Raw genomic sequence first — 17,041 nt, forward strand, 5'->3', positions numbered from 1 at the left:
GCCATTTTACTTTGTAAAACAGCCGATTTCTTCTATATGTTTCATCGTACGCGCTAATACATCATCGCGCATAATAAAGCTAAATTTCCTATCAGTTTTAATGTTACCAGGAATGTCTTTTAATAGAACAGACCCTTTCGTTTCTTCGTAATGCGTATGCTGCTCTACCGCACTAATTGTTGCAAAATAAATGTTTTTAATGATTATTTTGTCTTTTCCGGATACTTTATATTGTCCTAAGTAAGTTAAATCAGAAACTATGCCGCCGGTTTCTTCATGAACTTCCCGAACTGCCGCTTCTTCCGGTGTTTCCCCGAGTTCGACTTTACCACCTGGAAATTCAAGACCGCGACGTAAATGATGCGTTAATAACCATTGATCCCCGTACCGGCATACAACCCAAACATGCTTTGGCTCAGGAGAAAATGGATAACGTTCAAACGATAATTGTACAGTATTGTGGTAATAATCTTTAAATTTGTACATGCCATTACTCCCCTATTGATGGTTACAAGTTTTTCCTACCACAAATTGTAGCATATTCTCGCTTTTCTGCATAATATTATCCAATTATAATCCATTGATTATTCCCATTTGCGCGACTAATTCTTTCGTTTCATGATTCCCTAGATCATAAATCATTTTATATGCTTTTTGTAGTTGTTCATCATATCGGTCATTATTCGAATCGTGATGATACTCAACGAATGGAACGTGGGAGCGTACAAACGAACCTAAGTCCTCTTCATATGCTTGATCAAAATACTCTCTTAACTCTGTAATCTCTTCGTCATTTGCGTAAATCTCAAAATTATACGTATCCGCCGTCTTCACTTGCGAAATTTGACCATTTCCAACTGATATATAATATGTTTTTTTATTCTCCATGTAACACCCTTCTTTCATCCTTTTAATTTCTATTGTTTTCATCAATTACAAAATTATGTAAAATAAAGAAAAGGAGGGATTTCATGCTCAAAATATTAATTATCGGCATTATAATCGTACTGATCGTATTAGTACTCTCCATCATGACAATTAATAAAGGCTATGCATATAAACATTCCGTTGATAAGCCAGAAGATAACCCCTATACAAAAAACAACAAGGAGAAGTCATAACATGCTTCGTATACTACGCATTTTAATCGCACTCAGTGTCATCATCATATCCAGCATTGGCTTACTGACAGGTCAACATAACTTTCTACCACTTTCACAATTTCTATTAGGAGCTTTAATGTTCCTCATTGCAATTGAACAAATAAAGAAAAAGGATTCAGGAACTGGATTTATTTGTATTGTTGCCGGGGCTTTCTCTTGGATTGTTCTCATCATTACCCACATAAAATAGAAGGAGGCCCCTTTATGTTAAAAGGATTCCGAATTACTTTTTCACTTATCGCTTTATCTATAGCAATCTATAGTTTTATCAGTGACAACAGAAACATAATGCCTTACATGTTCATTTTCTTAGGATTGATGGCTTTCACCATAGGTCTAGAAGAAATAAAAAAATATAGAAAAACTAGTGGTACACTTGCTTTAATAGCTGGTGCTGGTGCTGGTGCTTTATTGCTTGGCTTCTCAGAAATATTTCGTTAATTAGTCTATTTAAAGGAAGGGCTACGATGCTAACTGGATTACGGTATTTTTTCACGTTTCTCGCAATCTCTCTTTGCACTTATTCTCTTATTACCGATAATTTCATACTTCTCCCATACATACAATTTACGCTCAGTTGTTTTTTTATTCTTATAGGAATTAATGAACTGAAATCCGGACGAAAATCGATGAGTATTCCGTATTTTTTCGTTTCTAGTCTTATGTTCTTCATACTAATATCGAACTACTTTCGCTAAATATAAAATTTAATTTTAATCACCTACTGACTATTACCTTTCACCAATTTTGCTTTTACAAACAGTTAATAAATTTGAGGATAATCTAAAAAACAAAAAAGGTTGGGAATAGTATGCTAAAAACTTTTCGCATTATATCCGCTCTTACTGTCATCTCTCTTGCCCTATATGGAATGTTCACAAACCCGCTTGTTACGATGCCCTATATGTTTATCGCCTTATCTATTATGACTTTCATCATGAGCGCAGAAGAAAAGCAGAAACAAAATAAAGTAAATAGTACAATCTCCTTCTTTTCTGGCGTATTCACTTTAATCGTTGCTATTATGATTATTTTCATTCGATAACACTATGTTTGCCATTCTTTTCATAGGCCTATTTTTCTAAGGAGGATACTACGCTAACAAACCTTCGAATCTTAATAGCTGCTATTGCTTTTATTCTTGCTATATTTAGCCTCTTTGCACAAATCTCTATTCTTTTCCCCTACGTATTTATCCTTTTAAGCATCATATTTATCCCTTGTGGAATTGATGAAATACAACAAAAGCAAAAATCGAAAGCTATCTCTTGTTTTATCGTTGCAACAATCACTTTCTTCGCTGGAATTTCTGATATACTTCCATAAGAAAAGAAGAACAGGACAGTTGAAAGAATACGACCAAAGCAAATAAGAGAACCAATAAGTGTTAAACAACACAAATTCGGTTCTCTTATAACTAATTGTTATCTTCCTCTACAGACGTTTTTAGAGCAGATAGCTTATCCTTCCAATAGTACAGCCAACTTTGTATAGTAACTAATGATTCTTGTTTAAGCATATAACGTGCTTCACATCCTCCCTTTTAACTTCAAAGTTTAAAAGAATATGGAGTGTACAGCTTATTAGAAAACATTATGTTTAGATTGTTTCTTCTTATTTATTACCGTAGTTTCCAGAAAATTGTTTTACTACAGCTTTTACTTCCTCTAATTTTTCTGGTTTTAGTAGACTAATCATTTTAGGTATAAATTGTTCAATATCCTCTTTTGAGAACGCACCCTCATCTTGTTTCTTGAAGTTTTCTGTAAGTATTGCTTTTGCTTCATCCTGCTTATCTTCTTGAACTCTTTGTAAAATAAAATTCAAAAACATTTCTTGTCCTTGCTTGTCCATTCCTTTTACCTCCTAAAAAAACTAAAAATAACACCATTTGGTTTCGTTTTTCATTATAACACCTAAAGGTGTTATGTCAAATGCTATTTTCATTTCGCTTTCCAATAAGCTCACATCAATATTCTTGCCCAATTATATTTTTCATTTTGGCTACAGGTGCGTTCGTTTAACGGAAATAGGAATTATCGACAGAGGAAAAATAAAAAACTGCCCTTTCACAGGCAGTTTTCCTTTTATCCAAATACTTTCTCAAGTTCATCTTTATCTTGGCTTAACCAGAAATTCATTAAGCGTTTCGCTCCTTCTAAGTCGTGAAGCTTTGCTTGGCCACACTGCGTTTCATTTGCAGCTGGAATTTCTGTAATTTGAACCGCATCTTTTAATGTTAGTTCTAATAAATCAATGATTTCACGAACTGTTGGTGTCCCGCTTACAACAAGATAGTATCCTGTTTGGCAGCCCATTGGTGAAATGTCGATAATATCAAAATGCGGATAACGATCAATATGTTTACGTAAATTAAATGCTAATAAATGCTCTAACGTATGAATAACATCTGGTTTCATCGCTTGTTTATTCGGTTGGCAAAAACGAATATCAAATTTATTTACAATACCGTCACTACCTACATTGTGAACTCCGCAATGTCTTACATAAGGTGCCTTTACAATCGTATGGTCTAATTCAAAGCTTTCTACTGATGGCATACAACATCTCTCCCGCTTTTAATTTAATTCCGTTATATCCAATATGATATAACGGAAATTAACATTAGTAAAGAATTATGTACGGTCGTGCTATAATACTTTAAGACTATGCTGAAAAGGAGACCATTATGAAACAGATTTTTATCGGTATTATACGCTTTTATCAAAAGTTCATTTCTCCGATGACGCCACCAACATGTCGCTTTCATCCGACTTGTTCTCATTATGGATTAGAAGCGTTTCAAAAACATGGTGCACTCAAAGGATTTTGGCTTACGTGTAAGCGTATATTAAAATGTCACCCCTTCCATCCAGGAGGATTTGATCCTGTCCCAGATAAAAAGGATGACAAAGTAAATTCTTAAGCTTCGTAGCCATTCACAACTAAATCTAATTTTCCTGTATCAGGGTGAATAACAAGACCGTGAACAGGTACTTCTTCAGGTAGTAACGGATGGTTGCGAAGTACCGATACACTATGTTCTACACTTTCTTCTACACTAGAGAATCCTCGCAAGAATTTTTCTAAATCGATTCCAGAATAACGAAGCGTATCTAACTTTTCTTCTGTTACACCGCGTTCTTTCATTTTTTCGATTGTGCTGCTTGCTTGAATTTTTGCCATACCACAATCGTGATGACCAACAACACATACTTCGTCAGCACCAAGCTCATATACAGCAACTAAAATACTACGCATAATACTTCCGAATGGATGAGAAATAACAGCGCCTGCTACTTTAATAATTTTCACATCACCGTTACGCATATTCATTGCTTTCGGTAATAGTTCAACAAGACGTGTATCCATACAAGAGATAATTACCATTCTTTTATTTGGAAATTTCCCAGCTACAAACTCTTCATATTTCTTCTCTTCAACGAATTTTTCATTGTACTGCAAAATCTCTTCTAATGACTTCATAGTAAAAAACCCTCTTTTCTCTCATTTACACTACATAAATAGTGTACCAAAATATGAAAAACTCAAAAAGGATATTGTCTTATTATAAAAACAATATATTTTCAGATAACCGACATAATTCTTTCAAAATATACACACAGCTTTGTAACAAGTCACACATACTCCCCCCCTATTTTCACTATAAACTAACTGTAGATAATGTAAAAAGGAGTGAATATTTATTATGTCCGACGTTCTGTTACTGAGTCGTTTTCAATTTGCAATTACTATTTTTTATCACTTTTTATTTGTACCTTTGACAATCGGACTTGTTATTTTAGTAGCATGTATGGAGACTCAATACGCCCGCACATTGAATCCAACATACCGCAAAATGGCAAATTTCTGGGGAAAACTATTTACAATTAACTTCGTAATGGGGATTATAACTGGGATTACGATGGAATTCCAATTTGGAACAAACTGGTCTGAGTACTCCAAATATATGGGAGATATTTTCGGATCACCTCTCGCAATCGAAGCACTCGTCGCCTTCTTCTTAGAATCTACTTTCATGGGAATATGGTTATTCGGTAAAGACAAAATCTCACCAAAGTTCCGTGCTTTCTGTATGTGGATGGTTGCACTTGGAACAAACATTTCTGCCCTTTGGATTATTACGGCAAACGGATTTATGCAAAATCCTGTTGGTTACGTAGTACGTAACGGCCGCGCTGAATTAAATGACTTCTGGGCTCTTGTTACAAATCCATATGCATGGAATATGTTCTTCCATACTGTAATTGGTTGTTATATTGTCGGTGCTTTCTTCGTTATGGCAATTAGCGCATATCACTTACTACGTAAAAATGAAGTGGAATTCTTCAAAAAATCATTTAAGTTTGGTTTAATGCTAGGGTTATTCGCTGCAACTATTACACCTTTTATGGGACATCAATCCGGTGTATCAGCAGCTAAGTATCAGCCAGCAAAAGGAGCTGCGATGGAAGCTGTTTGGGAAACTGGAAAAGGACAAGGCTTCTCAATCATTCAAATTCCTGATGTGAAAAATGAAAAAAACTTTGAACTGCTTACAATTCCAAAACTCGGAAGTTTCTTCTATACAAACTCATTTGATGGAGAAATTGTTGGTTTAAAAGATATTCCGAAAGAAGATCGTCCAAACGTTAACCTCGTGTACTATAGCTTCCGCTTAATGGTTGCACTTGGCATGTTCTTTATGGCATTAACTTGGTTCGGTTTCTATTTAAACCGAAAAGGAAAACTAGAAAACTCAAAACGTTATTTAAAAATTACAATGTGGTCTGTCTTACTTCCATATATCGCAATTAACGCTGGTTGGATTGTTGCTGAAGTAGGTCGTCAACCATGGACAGTATATAAATTGATGCGTACAGCAGAATCTGTATCACCTATATCAGTTCCACAAATTTGGTTCTCATTAATTAGTTTAATATTGTTCTACACTTTACTCTTAATTGCAGACGTATACTTAATGCTGAAGTTCGCGAAAAAAGGACCAGCTGCATTAGAAGAACATAATACTGAGGGAGGTGTGGCTCATGTCTCATGATATGCTTGCAATCATCTGGTTCGGTTTATGGGGTGTGATTTGGACAGTTTACTTTATTCTTGACGGCTACGCACTCGGTAACGGGATGATTTTCCCGTTCGTTGCGAAAGATAGACAAGAACGAAATCAATTACAAGAAGCAATTGGACCATTCTGGGGTGGTAATGAAGTATGGCTAATTACAGCTGGTGGTGCAACATTCGCTGCCTTCCCAATCACATATGCAAATATGTTTAGTTACCTGTATACACCACTATTTTTAGTATTACTTGCACTATTTGCTCGTGCTGCTGGACTTGAATTTATGCATAAAGACGATTCACCAATATGGCAAAAAACTTGTAAATGGGCATTTGCAATTGGTAGTTTCCTAATCGCCTTCTTATTCGGTGTTACATTCGCTAACCTATATTACGGACTACAAATCGGAAAAGATGGTTATGAAGGAAATTTACTTAGCTTACTAAACCATTACGGCATTTTAGGTGGTCTTTTCTTCACCGCTATATTCGTCGTATCTGGTGCCCTTTGGGTTATGATTAAAACAACTGGTGAAGTATCCGATCGTGCTTATAAAATCGCAAGACCATTTTCAATGGCAGCTGCTATCATTTTAGCTATTTTCTATGTAGCAACTGCAAATCGCACAAATTTATTCCAAAACTTTACGGAATATCCTGTACTATTCATTCTTCCAGTACTTGCAATGTTAATGAGTGTACTAGCACTTATTATGGTGTACAAACATAAAATCGGCCTTGCATTCACATTCGTTTGCTTAACAATCACAATGTTTATGACAACCGGCTTTGCAGGTATGTTCCCAAGAATGTTACCATCACGTATTAACGACGCCTATAGTACAACGTTATACAACGCAGCAGGTAGTCAATTAAACTTGAAAATTATGTTCTTCGTTGCAATGGTCATGGTACCAATCGTTATTGGATATCAACTTTGGAGCTACAGCATATTTAAAAATAAAATTCATAAAGACTCTGCTAAAGGGTATCACTAAAATGAAAAAAGACACTTCAAGCGAAGTGTCTTTTTTCTTATACGTATGATTTTCGATAAGATGTTACATTTCTAATCTAACAACTATGATAAAGAAGAATCACTAACAGCTCACAGCTAAATTGTATCACAGGGCAAACACATCACTTTATGCAATTTTACATATAAAAATTATAACGTAGATTGAATTACTTGATCATACACATCGCTATCAATTACATCTGCTGTACTAATACCATTAAATGTTCTCACATTAAATCCAGTATTTGATGACCCCGATCCATTATACGCTTTTGTTTTTTCAATTGGCTGCACATTATATTTATCACCTAAATTAACTGTTCCGTTACAGTTTTCAATAATAACTCCTTCAACAACAGCTGGCATTTTGTCACCCACTTTCATTTCGTTACTTTTATTTTATGAGAATTGCCTAAAAAAATAGCATGTTTAAATAAGAAAAAGCACTCTGGCTGAGTGCTTTTTCTCTAAGCATGAATGGCTAGTTTGGAGACAGTTGACTTCTTCAAAATTTTATTAGGGGTAATATTTTGAAAAAGAAAGCCTTTCATATGTAGCTTATCACCACTGGAATATATAGTAAATTGATAATCTTTATACGGAAGATTGCTAATGTTTAGTATAGATATTTTCCACTATATCAATGGTGATAACCATTTGCACTAAATAACAAAAAGGCGCCTTTCAAGAAGACGCTCTTTCCCCTGTTTATATCCAGCCCATCCCACTTTTCGTAAACACACACTAGAAAACAGAATCATTAATTGTTACAAGATTGTTAGATACAAAAAGAGTAGAGGTAAATGTTTATATAAAATTCTGCTTTATAGCGTGTATCCACAACTTATATTTTAATCCTCTTTCCCTGAAAATAAACACAATATGCATAATTACATACCCAAAAGAAAAAAGACACTCTACAGAGTGCCTTCTCAACCATTTTACTTTTAATATATCGCTTTGAATACATTTTATCATATTTATCTATAACATTTATTGAGAAAATTCTAAATCGTTATTTTTTCATCAACAACTTCAAAATCATGTAATATTAAAAGGGTAATAAAAACATTATAAAAATCGAGGTGTACTATATTTATGTATTTTGGAATTATTCCTCTTATATTGTTTATTATTTTTCTTATCTCTTACTTAAAAGATCCACGAAAAATAATAAATGGTTTTTTGTTTAATGCCTTTTTCTGTTCATTTCTATTATTTTGTGCAATCGTCTCGTTTGCATCTGGTAATAACGCTTTACATTTTATCGTTATTATTCCCATGATAGCGCTAATTGTAATGATACCTTTTGCTATAGTCGCTTTAATGTTTGGGTTATTTCTTAATGCAAGAATTTTAATGCAGAGAGAAGGACGACGCTTCACAAACTCTTTAACTTTAATTGCGGCTTTAGGGATTTTATTCTTTATACTACTCCCTATCATAAACCCAGCAAGTTTATTCTCAACACATTTTCAATTTATTTTTGCTGCTATTTCTCTTATAACTATGTATTTCTTTATACATTTATCTAACTTCTTAAGCGCTTATTTTTTATATCAATTCAATAGACCGAGACGTAACCAAGATTTCATCATCGTTCTTGGCAGTGGTTTAATTAATGATAAAGTGCCACCTTTACTTGCAAGTCGTATTAATAAAGCGATCGACTTTTATTGGAAACAAGCAGCTGTTACTACACCGCCGACAATCATTTTCTCTGGCGGACAAGGCCCAGATGAAAATCTTCCAGAAGCAGAAGCGATGCAAAATTATGCTGTTGAAAAAGGAATTCCTTTTGAACATACAGTGCAAGAAAATCGCTCTGTAAACACATATCAAAATATGTTGTTTTCTAAAGAAATTATGGATTCATTAAAACCTGAAGGTAAGTATAAAAGTATCTTTACAACGAATAATTTCCATCTTTTCCGTGCTGGTATATATGCAAGACAAGCTGGTCTTAACAGCCAAGGAATTGGCTCCAAAACAGCATTTTATTACTGGCCTAACGCAATGATTCGCGAATATGTTGCAATCGTCGTTATGGGTCGTAAGCGCCATATGAAAGTATGTGGAACTATTTTAGGTTTCGCTTTATTCCTAACAGTCATTAGTTTTATATTTTCTTAACACCCTCCCATCCTTTGAAAGGATGGGATTTCTTATACGAATTTCAAAAATATTTTAATGGTAATATGGTGATAATATTCCCTGCATACATCCAATAAAGGAGAATTTTTTCAAATAAAATGTTAAAATGAAATTTAAGTGTGAATTATGTAACAAACAAGAAACTGATTTGAAACGAGGAAATTATATGAAGAAAATTATCAAAAACAAGCCCAATAAGCTAAAAATCGCTTTAAAAGCTTTGATGATTATTATTGGGGCATTTATCACAGCGTACGGATTAGAAGCTGTCTTAATTCCAAATAACGTATCAGACGGTGGTGTGACTGGTTTAAGTATCGTTAGTTCAAGATTATTTGGATTACCATTAGGACTTCTAATCGCAATTATTAACATTCCTTTCGTTTGGTTAGGATATAAGCAAATTGGTAAAAGCTTTGCAATTTATTCTATTATCGGGATCGCTTCACTAGCAATAGGTACCGTTCTCATGCACGGCGTACCAACCATTATTGAAGGCGACACACTTTTAATTACTGTTGTTGGTGGTATTATTATCGGTTTTGGTATGGGACTTGCGTTACGTAACGGTGGTGCATTAGATGGAATCGATATGCTAGCCGTATTACTTTCTCGTAAATTACCATTTGGAACAAGTGACCTTATTTTATTCTTAAATATGTTTGTCTTTATTTTTGTTTCAACAGTATTTGGTCTTCAAGGAGCTATCCTTTCGGCAATTGCTTACTTTATTGCTTCTAAAGTAATTCATATTGTTGAGGTTGGTTTAAGTGGATCAAAAACATTTAAAATCATTACAAAAGAACCTGAGCTAATGGTAGAAACGATTCGCGATCGTTTAGGCCGAAGCGCAACATACAATGAAGTTTATGGTGGTTATTCAAGAGAGAAATTTAAAGAAATTTCTTGTGTAATTAACCGTTTAGAAGAAAGTAAAATGAAAGAACTTATTCAGGAAATTGATCCAAATGCCTTTATTACAGTTTATGACGTAGCAGAAGTAAAAGGCGGTAATTTCAAGAAACATGATATTCATTAATAGTTATAACAAACGAGGCTTTCCAAAAAAAATTTGGAAAAGCCTCGTTTTATTATTAGGTTGCTAGTGTTTTCAGTTTTTGTCGGTAAGTCGATATATTCCAATAATCGCTGATATAATTTTACTCCCCCCATCTTCCCCCGCTTTTAATCCATACTACGTATTTTTGAAAGGCGGGTACTTCATGTTGAAAGCGTAGCGGAATATACAAAAATAGAGTACATGTACATAGTATCCATAGAATACCTACTACAAAGTGAAATTTCATCGTTGTACTATTGAACTACCCCCACTTAACACTCTAACGAGCTGTTTGAATTACGATACCTTATACTGATTCTTCACCAAGAAGAGCCTTTAGGCTTTTTCCTAACCGACTTTCATCTCCTACCTACTCATTGGACCATATCCTACCCATTCCTTGAGGTGGGAGTTTTCTGTAAGAAAATGACAAACAAACTCAAGAATAATACGAGGAACATAATTACACTAAATCTTTTATACATAGTCATACTATCCCCCCTTATGCCTTAATTGCACCAGCTACAAGGAATTAATTCCCATAACAAAAAAGACCGAAAAGCAAATTACACTCCTCGGTCTCTCCACTATCTTCTCTTCGTAATTGTTCCTGAGCCGCCAACCCTCGTTTTCGGGGGAGACGTATTCTTTGGCGGAGTTTTAATGGATGATTTCGGCTTCACATCAGATCCACTCGAGCCACCTGGCGTTTTCGTGATTGTTCCTTTACTTCCAGTAGACGGTGGCGGGGTATTACTTCCTTTTTCCGTAATACTACCTGTATCACCTACTGATGGTTTCGAATCAACATTATCGCCTCGCTTAATAATCGATCCTTTCCCTTCCTTCGTAATTGGAGGCGGGGTTTTCTTTTCTTCTTTCGTAGGTGGTCTTTCCGGAATAACCGGTTTATGATTTTGTCTGTCGTTATATCCGCGATAATCACCGTATGATGATTTTCGTGAACCGAATATGTCGTTTATTATACTCCCCATAATATATCCTTGTAAGAAGGATGGTTGGTAATTTTGACGGACAAATTCTTCATTACTTATTTCAATTAGCGTATCAGATGGTTTCTCTTTATCCTTTTGAAGGTTATACATTTTATCAGAATAAACGAGGAACATTTGATTTTCGTCTTCTTTAGATGCTTGCTTCGGTTTCCTTTCGGCTATAAGTTCCTTTGCGACTTCAGGAACTGACCGATTGGCGGCCCTATACACGTAAGATTCTTGTTTACCTTCCTTTGCGACAGACTCAAGCGGATAGCGGTCTTGAATTGACTTCGCTTGACCACTTTGACAGCCTGATAAAGCATAACCCGCAATAACAAGTAATGTAACGATAGCAAGTATAGGGATTACGAACGATTTAATCATGGTAAACAATCGGTTTGACATGATTACGCCCCCCTTATGTTGCTCTTATGATTTGTACATCAGCAGGAATAATTGTTTCTCCCTCATACATCATTGTGCGACCATTTTGCCATTCAATACGTAATAATTTACGATTATCAGACTGGAATTCCCATACGTACTGTTCCTCCGAAGCAGCGAATGGTGTTTTCCCCATTACAACAACACGTCCATTATATTGTTCTTCCATGTGGTACTCTGTATCATCCATTTCAATTGTCGTCGGAATTTCATCAATTGAATCTAAACGACCGTCAATCGGTGTATATAATTTGTAATACGTATTTTCACGGTCTTCAATTTTTAAATAACGAATGTCTTTCCCGTCCTGCAGGGTTAAAACAATCTCCTTACGAGAATGCATGCTCGTTTTCCCAATCAATTCGTACATTACTAACGAAACTTCAATCATATCGCCAGGAGCTAACGTTAAAAGACTCTTTTCTGGTTTCGGCTGCTCCGGACTTTTCATTATATTTTTAATACGTTTGAATAAGCTCACAATATACCCCTCCTTCTCTATTTATAAACAAGCACCTAAAATAAGTGCACCAACAATATGTAATGAACCAGCTAACATCGCATGTGCTACGCTGCCTTCTTTCGTTCCTTCTTCTAAATCAAGACCTGCCATTTTTCTTAAAACAAATTCAATAAACATTTCTACAACTAATAAAATAACGAATGAAACTGCTGAGGCAAGAAGCGCTTGCCATAAATCATTTGCTTTCGTTATTGATTGTGACAAGATGTATCCTTGAGCGAATAGCTTCATAACGAAACGTGTTGTCACAGCCGTGTTCCCATTTTTTATTTCTTTTAAATCATTGTACTTTGTAAAAATCGAATCAATCCACATAATTGCAAATAAAAGTACCGCACTCGCCCCTGTCCATACGAGCATAGCTAACACATTCATCCATGTCATTGCAAAACCTCCTCTAAAATATAATAGAAAACCGACATGAATATATTTAGACATGTCGGTCCATTTGTCTCTATTCTATATTATTTCTCATACTGCTTCATAATACGAGCTAATTCATCGTCAACAGCAGAATTTTTGTTTAAGCTTGCGAATTCATCATCTAATGATTTTTCTTTTTTGTAAATTTCACCGCTCGCTTCTGCCTCAGCCTCTAATTGAAGAGCTTTCTCTTCCATACGGCTTAAACCAGCTTTTGCTGTATTTGCATCAAATCCAGACATCGCCTGATTAATATTCTTTTGTGCTTTCGCTGCATTTACACGTGCTACAAGTGTTTCACGTTTATTTTTCAGCTCTGTTAATTGCTTACGCATTTCTTCTAGCTTCGCACGAAGGTTATCAGCAGCAGCTTTATTTTGTTCATAGCTCACTTTATATTCATTCATCTTTTGCTCTGCATTTTGTTTTTCTTCAAGAGCACGACGCGCAAGATCTAAGTTACTAGCTTGAACAGCCATATGTGCTTGCTCTTCACGTTTTTTCACAAGTGCTTCTTGCTCTTCAAATAATAACTTGAACTTTTTCTCAAGTGCGATTTGAGCAGCTACACTTTTCTCAGCTTCTTGTACATCCGCTTGCATATCACGTAAATATTGATCCGTCATCTTAACTGGATCTTCAGCTTTTTCAATTAATGAATACACATTTGACATTGTTAAATCTCGTAATCGTTTAAATACAGACATTCAAATTCCTCCTATGATATACCTCATATTTCAAATTCACTACTTAGAAAAATTAAAAATCTCCCTTTACAGTAAGAATATTCATTTTTACAACCTATGTGTTTATTATAACAAAACTAAGATATCCTTACATGTTATTTCCAAAATACATCCAATATAATATGACATTCTAGATAGAATATTGTATTCCTACTATATTCTTATTATTTCTTTTCTCGAAATTAACTTATTTTTACGTACTTTCACTAAATTACATCATTGTAATGCTACTGTAAGCTAGCTCGATAGTTACATCTCTATATTTCTTATACACTAATACCAGAAGCAACGGAATAACAAAAAAGCTTCTCATAATGTAAGGACTAATACAGAAACTGTATTCACTATAAAACATATAAAAGGAGAAATCATCATGAAAAAATTAGTAGGAATCGGATTAGCAGCAGCAATTTCATTCGGAGCATTATCAGGTTGTTCTTTATTAGGAGAAAAAGCGAACGGCTTTGTATTATACGGAACAGAAGAGCAAGTTCAACAAATCGCAGATAAAAACAAAAAAGATGTAAAAGAAAAAGATATGTATAAAATGAAAGTTGCAACACTTGAAGGTAAAAAAGTACTTGTAATGGATAAGAAAACTGGCGAAGAACTTGTTAAGAAAGAACTCATTAGAAAAGTCGATAAAAACGACGACACAAAAGCAATTGATAAATTACCAGCTGTAACAGCAGAGCAAGGCGTGCTGTTTGCAAAAGATAAAGTAGAAAATGCTACACTTGATGGGGCAAAATTAAAATATGAAGGTAACACAATTATCGGAAGCGGCCGCGCATATGCAGACATGTTCGCAATTGTTGACGATGCAACTTACGGGAATGTAAAAGGTGAAGAGAAATCTGTAGGTGTACTAAAGTTCGATAAGGACCCTAGTAAAGAATTCCCTGGAAAAAATGGTGTAGAAGCATCACAACTTGTAAAAATTAAGAAATAAGTAAAAAAGCTTTGCGAAATTCGCAAAGCTTTTTTCTATTTATGAGCAATTTGCTCCATATCTGGACTACAAGTTTGCGACTGACACGACTTATTTAAAGAACATGCTGCGCATTTTCCCTTTTTACTTCTCTTTACAAAATTAACTAACGTATATGCTGCATAACCAAAAATGATAGCTCCAATTATAATATTGACCATCATTGTAATACATCTCCTTCTAGAATCCGAGTAAGGATCCAACTTGATATATAATGAGCGTTAATACATAAGCAACAACGAGTGGATAAACGACAGAGAAAATCGTCCATTTCACTGATCCAGTTTCGCGTTTAATAACAGCTACTGTCGCTAAGCACGGAACATATAATAAAATAAAGAACATAAATGCATATGCTGATAACGCAGTATAATGTGCCCCCATTACATTTCCTAGCACATCTTCTTTAACCGCATAAATAATTGCCATTGTAGAAACGACAACTTCTTTTGCCAAAAATCCTGTTAAAAGGGATGCCGCAGCTTGCCATGTTCCAAAACCGAGCGGTGCAAAAAGTGGTGCGATAAATCCGCCGATTACCGCTAAGAAACTATCTCCCATAGCAACACCGAATCCTGATGGGCCTGCATAGTTTAATAACCAAATGACAACAGAACCACCGAAGATAAATGTACCTGCTTTACGAACAAATCCTTTACCTTTCTCCCACGTGCTCAGCCATAGTGTTTTCACTTGTGGCACACGGTAAGGAGGTAGTTCAATTACAAAAATAGATTTTTCCGCTTTTAAAATAGTAAGGGACATAATTTTTGTAACGAGTAACGCAAGAACAATACCTGCAACATATAAAGAAAACACAACAGTCGCCTGACTATGAGGGAAGAACACTCCCGCAAATAATGCATATACAGGTAAACGTGCTGAACAAGACATAAATGGTGTTACTAAAATTGTAAGTAAACGTTCTTTCTCCTGCTCAATCGTTCTCGCTGCCATAATACCTGGAACGTTACATCCAAAGCCGATAATCATCGGGATAAATGCTTTTCCGTTTAAGCCGAAAAACTCCATAATTCTATCCATAACAACTGCAATTCGCGCCATATATCCTGAGTCTTCTAATAATGAAATGAAGAAGAATAGTGCAAAGATTTGTGGAACGAATACTAATACCGCACCAACACCGGCAATAATACCTTCTGTAACGAGCGCTTGAATAAAGTCAGAAGCCCCAACACTTGCGAGACCAGCTGTAACCCAATCAGTAAGTTGCCCGCCAAAAAATCCATCAAGCATATCAGATAAAGGTGTACCAATCCACGTAAACGTAACTTGAAAAATAAAAAACATAACTGCTAAAAAGATTGGAAGTCCTAAAATTTTATGTGTAATTAACTTATCGATTGTTTCCGAAAAAGGAATTTTTCCTTCTTTCTCATGCTGAATGACATTTGTTTTTAACTTTTCAATATACGCTTCACGAGTTTTGTAAATATGCTCCTCCAACGTACAATCAAGTTTTCCTTCTAAACGAGATCGAATGGCTATAAGTTCCTTATAAATTGGTAATGCTTTCATTTCTTTTTCTACTACTTCGTTATTGCTTAAAAATTGAAGGGCTAACCATCTTGGATGCTCATAATTCGCTGTCTCTAAAAGAGCGATTACCTCTCCAATCCCTTCATCCATTTGTACACCATATGAAATAACGAATGGTTTTTTCTCTTTTTGCTTCTCTTCATGAAGAGTAGCAAGTAATTCTTCACAGCCTTTTCCGCTTCTTGCAACGACAGGAACGACTGTTACTCCTAATATTTCTGATAATCGTTTTACATCAATAACAATTCCTCTTTGCTTTGCCACATCAATCATATTTAAACCAATTGAAACTGGCTTACCAAATTCAAGTAATTGCAATGTTAAATGCATATTTCGCTCAAATTGCGAAGAGTCCACTATATTTAACATATGATGAAATTCGTCTGTTAATAGAAAATTCGTAACGACACCTTCATCACGTGAAACTGGATTTAAATCATAAACGCCTGGTAAATCAATTAATGTTCCTTGCTTACCTTTTAATTTACCAACCTTCTTTTCTACTGTTACACCGCTCCAGTTCCCTACATATTCATAAGAACCAGTGAGCGCATTAAATAATGATGTTTTCCCTGTATTCGGATTCCCTAGCAAAGCAACCTTATTCACGCTAATTCCACCTTTATCATTTTCGCGTCACAATGACGAATACTAATTAGCTGTCCGCGACACTCCAATGTACAAGGACCTTTAAACATCGCTTTCTGTTTCAGGCGAAGTTCGCTTCCTTCCGCGAGACCGAAAGCAGCCAGTCTTCTCTTTAGTAAATTATCTAGCGACTGAATACTTTGTACTAACACTTTCTCACCAATTTTAATATCTACTAAGCTCATAACCTTCCCCCTCAGAAGAGAATGATAATTATTTTCAAGAAAATTATAT

The 17,041-nt window shown here is 35.1% G+C and carries 24 protein-coding genes; 11 read left to right on the forward strand and 13 right to left on the reverse strand.

Features of this window, described 5'->3' with window-relative positions:
- Positions 1-6: 6 nt before the first annotated feature.
- Together mutTA and ACTFQM_RS18765 are read right to left on the reverse strand one after the other, a co-directional pair.
- Positions 7-486, reverse strand: a complete 480-nt coding sequence (gene mutTA, locus ACTFQM_RS18760; RefSeq protein ID WP_002173902.1) for an antimutator 8-oxo-(dGTP/GTP)ase — start codon at positions 484-486, stop codon at positions 7-9.
- A gap of 84 nt (positions 487-570) precedes the next feature.
- Entirely contained in the window at positions 571-888 is a 318-nt protein-coding gene (locus tag ACTFQM_RS18765; RefSeq protein WP_002173903.1) for a hypothetical protein, read from the reverse strand.
- Positions 889-971: 83 nt separating this feature from the next.
- On the opposite strand from ACTFQM_RS18765, the gene ytzI reads away from it, so the two are divergent.
- The 5 genes from ytzI to ACTFQM_RS18790 all read left to right on the forward strand — a co-directional run bounded on the left by ytzI (position 972) and on the right by ACTFQM_RS18790 (position 2,489).
- The gene (gene ytzI / locus ACTFQM_RS18770) at positions 972-1,121 is read left to right on the forward strand and encodes a YtzI protein (protein ID WP_440035629.1); all 150 of its coding nucleotides are present in this window, start codon (positions 972-974) and stop codon (positions 1,119-1,121) included.
- A 1-nt stretch (position 1,122) separates the two neighbouring features.
- Positions 1,123-1,353, forward strand: coding sequence for a DUF3953 domain-containing protein (locus ACTFQM_RS18775; RefSeq protein ID WP_440035631.1), 231 nt, complete (start codon positions 1,123-1,125; stop codon positions 1,351-1,353).
- 14 nt (positions 1,354-1,367) lie between these two features.
- Complete coding sequence (locus tag ACTFQM_RS18780) at positions 1,368-1,604, forward strand: YczI family protein (protein ID WP_440035634.1); 237 nt, start codon at positions 1,368-1,370, stop codon at positions 1,602-1,604.
- A gap of 370 nt (positions 1,605-1,974) precedes the next feature.
- Complete coding sequence (locus ACTFQM_RS18785) at positions 1,975-2,208, forward strand: DUF3953 domain-containing protein (RefSeq protein ID WP_242273624.1); 234 nt, start codon at positions 1,975-1,977, stop codon at positions 2,206-2,208.
- A gap of 68 nt (positions 2,209-2,276) precedes the next feature.
- On the forward strand, positions 2,277-2,489 hold the full coding sequence (locus tag ACTFQM_RS18790) for a DUF3953 domain-containing protein (protein ID WP_440035832.1): 213 nt from the start codon (positions 2,277-2,279) through the stop codon (positions 2,487-2,489).
- Between the two features lie 288 nt (positions 2,490-2,777).
- Here ACTFQM_RS18790 and ACTFQM_RS18795 read toward each other — a convergent pair whose 3' ends face one another.
- Positions 2,778-3,017: a hypothetical protein gene (locus ACTFQM_RS18795; protein WP_002173908.1), complete on the reverse strand. Its 240-nt coding sequence runs from the start codon at positions 3,015-3,017 to the stop codon at positions 2,778-2,780.
- Positions 3,018-3,250: 233 nt separating this feature from the next.
- The gene (luxS, locus tag ACTFQM_RS18800; protein WP_025148878.1) at positions 3,251-3,724 is read right to left on the reverse strand and encodes an S-ribosylhomocysteine lyase LuxS; all 474 of its coding nucleotides are present in this window, start codon (positions 3,722-3,724) and stop codon (positions 3,251-3,253) included.
- Between the two features lie 128 nt (positions 3,725-3,852).
- On the opposite strand from luxS, the gene yidD reads away from it, so the two are divergent.
- Positions 3,853-4,089, forward strand: coding sequence for a membrane protein insertion efficiency factor YidD (gene yidD, locus ACTFQM_RS18805; protein WP_000809328.1), 237 nt, complete (start codon positions 3,853-3,855; stop codon positions 4,087-4,089).
- On the opposite strand, the gene ACTFQM_RS18810 is transcribed toward yidD, so the two are convergent.
- Entirely contained in the window at positions 4,086-4,649 is a 564-nt protein-coding gene (locus ACTFQM_RS18810; protein WP_025148877.1) for a beta-class carbonic anhydrase, read from the reverse strand. The two genes, yidD and ACTFQM_RS18810, sit on opposite strands and share 4 nt — an antisense overlap.
- 223 nt (positions 4,650-4,872) lie before the next feature.
- Here ACTFQM_RS18810 and cydA point away from each other — a divergent pair, with 223 nt between their 5' ends.
- Entirely contained in the window at positions 4,873-6,222 is a 1,350-nt protein-coding gene (gene cydA, locus ACTFQM_RS18815) for a cytochrome ubiquinol oxidase subunit I (protein ID WP_025148876.1), read from the forward strand.
- Positions 6,212-7,240 carry a cytochrome d ubiquinol oxidase subunit II gene (gene cydB, locus ACTFQM_RS18820; protein ID WP_440035639.1) on the forward strand — a complete coding sequence of 343 codons (1,029 nt, stop codon included), beginning with the start codon at positions 6,212-6,214 and terminating at the stop codon, positions 7,238-7,240. The genes cydA and cydB overlap by 11 nt, the downstream gene beginning before the upstream one ends.
- A gap of 170 nt (positions 7,241-7,410) precedes the next feature.
- Here cydB and ACTFQM_RS18825 read toward each other — a convergent pair whose 3' ends face one another.
- On the reverse strand, positions 7,411-7,644 hold the full coding sequence (locus tag ACTFQM_RS18825) for a spore germination protein (RefSeq protein WP_071718159.1): 234 nt from the start codon (positions 7,642-7,644) through the stop codon (positions 7,411-7,413).
- A gap of 714 nt (positions 7,645-8,358) precedes the next feature.
- Between ACTFQM_RS18825 and ACTFQM_RS18830 the strand changes: the two genes are divergently transcribed.
- Together ACTFQM_RS18830 and ACTFQM_RS18835 are read left to right on the forward strand one after the other, a co-directional pair.
- Positions 8,359-9,393: a YdcF family protein gene (locus ACTFQM_RS18830; protein WP_440035643.1), complete on the forward strand. Its 1,035-nt coding sequence runs from the start codon at positions 8,359-8,361 to the stop codon at positions 9,391-9,393.
- Between the two features lie 187 nt (positions 9,394-9,580).
- Entirely contained in the window at positions 9,581-10,453 is an 873-nt protein-coding gene (locus ACTFQM_RS18835) for a YitT family protein (RefSeq protein ID WP_440035646.1), read from the forward strand.
- 608 nt (positions 10,454-11,061) lie between these two features.
- Here the strand turns inward: ACTFQM_RS18835 and ACTFQM_RS18840 are convergent.
- The 4 genes from ACTFQM_RS18840 to ACTFQM_RS18855 all read right to left on the reverse strand — a co-directional run bounded on the left by ACTFQM_RS18840 (position 11,062) and on the right by ACTFQM_RS18855 (position 13,569).
- Positions 11,062-11,877, reverse strand: a complete 816-nt coding sequence (locus tag ACTFQM_RS18840; RefSeq protein WP_071718161.1) for a DUF4247 domain-containing protein — start codon at positions 11,875-11,877, stop codon at positions 11,062-11,064.
- A gap of 13 nt (positions 11,878-11,890) precedes the next feature.
- The gene (locus tag ACTFQM_RS18845; RefSeq protein ID WP_048374405.1) at positions 11,891-12,397 is read right to left on the reverse strand and encodes a DUF4178 domain-containing protein; all 507 of its coding nucleotides are present in this window, start codon (positions 12,395-12,397) and stop codon (positions 11,891-11,893) included.
- 21 nt (positions 12,398-12,418) lie between these two features.
- The gene (locus ACTFQM_RS18850) at positions 12,419-12,823 is read right to left on the reverse strand and encodes a DUF350 domain-containing protein (protein WP_440035649.1); all 405 of its coding nucleotides are present in this window, start codon (positions 12,821-12,823) and stop codon (positions 12,419-12,421) included.
- An 80-nt stretch (positions 12,824-12,903) separates the two neighbouring features.
- The gene (locus ACTFQM_RS18855; RefSeq protein WP_440035652.1) at positions 12,904-13,569 is read right to left on the reverse strand and encodes a PspA/IM30 family protein; all 666 of its coding nucleotides are present in this window, start codon (positions 13,567-13,569) and stop codon (positions 12,904-12,906) included.
- 412 nt (positions 13,570-13,981) lie between these two features.
- On the opposite strand from ACTFQM_RS18855, the gene ACTFQM_RS18860 reads away from it, so the two are divergent.
- Entirely contained in the window at positions 13,982-14,560 is a 579-nt protein-coding gene (locus ACTFQM_RS18860; protein ID WP_440035653.1) for a lipoprotein BA_5634 family protein, read from the forward strand.
- 35 nt (positions 14,561-14,595) lie between these two features.
- Here ACTFQM_RS18860 and ACTFQM_RS18865 read toward each other — a convergent pair whose 3' ends face one another.
- The 3 genes from ACTFQM_RS18865 to ACTFQM_RS18875 are packed head-to-tail and all read right to left on the reverse strand — an operon-like array spanning position 14,596 to position 16,992.
- Positions 14,596-14,763, reverse strand: coding sequence for a FeoB-associated Cys-rich membrane protein (locus ACTFQM_RS18865; protein WP_000989597.1), 168 nt, complete (start codon positions 14,761-14,763; stop codon positions 14,596-14,598).
- Positions 14,764-14,779: 16 nt separating this feature from the next.
- The gene (feoB, locus tag ACTFQM_RS18870) at positions 14,780-16,768 is read right to left on the reverse strand and encodes a ferrous iron transport protein B (protein WP_440035654.1); all 1,989 of its coding nucleotides are present in this window, start codon (positions 16,766-16,768) and stop codon (positions 14,780-14,782) included.
- Positions 16,765-16,992, reverse strand: coding sequence for a FeoA family protein (locus ACTFQM_RS18875; RefSeq protein ID WP_025148865.1), 228 nt, complete (start codon positions 16,990-16,992; stop codon positions 16,765-16,767). Before ACTFQM_RS18875 ends, feoB begins: the two co-directional genes overlap by 4 nt.
- Positions 16,993-17,041 lie beyond the last annotated feature (49 nt).

The sequence above is a fragment of the Bacillus cereus group sp. MYBK30-2 genome (genome assembly GCF_051915945.1).
GTDB classification, from domain to species: Bacteria; Bacillota; Bacilli; order Bacillales; family Bacillaceae_G; genus Bacillus_A; species Bacillus_A paramycoides.

Excerpts from the sequence above, each read along its gene's own strand:
- mutTA (WP_002173902.1), bottom strand. The coding sequence starts at position 486 with ATGTACAAATTTAAAGATTATTACCACAATACTGTACAATTATCGTTT.
- ACTFQM_RS18765 (WP_002173903.1), bottom strand. The coding sequence starts at position 888 with ATGGAGAATAAAAAAACATATTATATATCAGTTGGAAATGGTCAAATT.
- ytzI (WP_440035629.1), top strand. The coding sequence starts at position 972 with ATGCTCAAAATATTAATTATCGGCATTATAATCGTACTGATCGTATTA.
- ACTFQM_RS18775 (WP_440035631.1), top strand. The coding sequence starts at position 1,123 with ATGCTTCGTATACTACGCATTTTAATCGCACTCAGTGTCATCATCATA.
- ACTFQM_RS18780 (WP_440035634.1), top strand. The coding sequence starts at position 1,368 with ATGTTAAAAGGATTCCGAATTACTTTTTCACTTATCGCTTTATCTATA.
- ACTFQM_RS18785 (WP_242273624.1), top strand. The coding sequence starts at position 1,975 with ATGCTAAAAACTTTTCGCATTATATCCGCTCTTACTGTCATCTCTCTT.
- ACTFQM_RS18795 (WP_002173908.1), bottom strand. The coding sequence starts at position 3,017 with ATGGACAAGCAAGGACAAGAAATGTTTTTGAATTTTATTTTACAAAGA.
- luxS (WP_025148878.1), bottom strand. The coding sequence starts at position 3,724 with ATGCCATCAGTAGAAAGCTTTGAATTAGACCATACGATTGTAAAGGCA.
- yidD (WP_000809328.1), top strand. The coding sequence starts at position 3,853 with ATGAAACAGATTTTTATCGGTATTATACGCTTTTATCAAAAGTTCATT.
- ACTFQM_RS18810 (WP_025148877.1), bottom strand. The coding sequence starts at position 4,649 with ATGAAGTCATTAGAAGAGATTTTGCAGTACAATGAAAAATTCGTTGAA.
- cydA (WP_025148876.1), top strand. The coding sequence starts at position 4,873 with ATGTCCGACGTTCTGTTACTGAGTCGTTTTCAATTTGCAATTACTATT.
- cydB (WP_440035639.1), top strand. The coding sequence starts at position 6,212 with ATGTCTCATGATATGCTTGCAATCATCTGGTTCGGTTTATGGGGTGTG.
- ACTFQM_RS18825 (WP_071718159.1), bottom strand. The coding sequence starts at position 7,644 with ATGAAAGTGGGTGACAAAATGCCAGCTGTTGTTGAAGGAGTTATTATT.
- ACTFQM_RS18830 (WP_440035643.1), top strand. The coding sequence starts at position 8,359 with ATGTATTTTGGAATTATTCCTCTTATATTGTTTATTATTTTTCTTATC.
- ACTFQM_RS18835 (WP_440035646.1), top strand. The coding sequence starts at position 9,581 with ATGAAGAAAATTATCAAAAACAAGCCCAATAAGCTAAAAATCGCTTTA.
- ACTFQM_RS18840 (WP_071718161.1), bottom strand. The coding sequence starts at position 11,877 with ATGTCAAACCGATTGTTTACCATGATTAAATCGTTCGTAATCCCTATA.
- ACTFQM_RS18850 (WP_440035649.1), bottom strand. The coding sequence starts at position 12,823 with ATGACATGGATGAATGTGTTAGCTATGCTCGTATGGACAGGGGCGAGT.
- ACTFQM_RS18855 (WP_440035652.1), bottom strand. The coding sequence starts at position 13,569 with ATGTCTGTATTTAAACGATTACGAGATTTAACAATGTCAAATGTGTAT.
- ACTFQM_RS18860 (WP_440035653.1), top strand. The coding sequence starts at position 13,982 with ATGAAAAAATTAGTAGGAATCGGATTAGCAGCAGCAATTTCATTCGGA.
- ACTFQM_RS18865 (WP_000989597.1), bottom strand. The coding sequence starts at position 14,763 with ATGATGGTCAATATTATAATTGGAGCTATCATTTTTGGTTATGCAGCA.
- ACTFQM_RS18875 (WP_025148865.1), bottom strand. The coding sequence starts at position 16,992 with ATGAGCTTAGTAGATATTAAAATTGGTGAGAAAGTGTTAGTACAAAGT.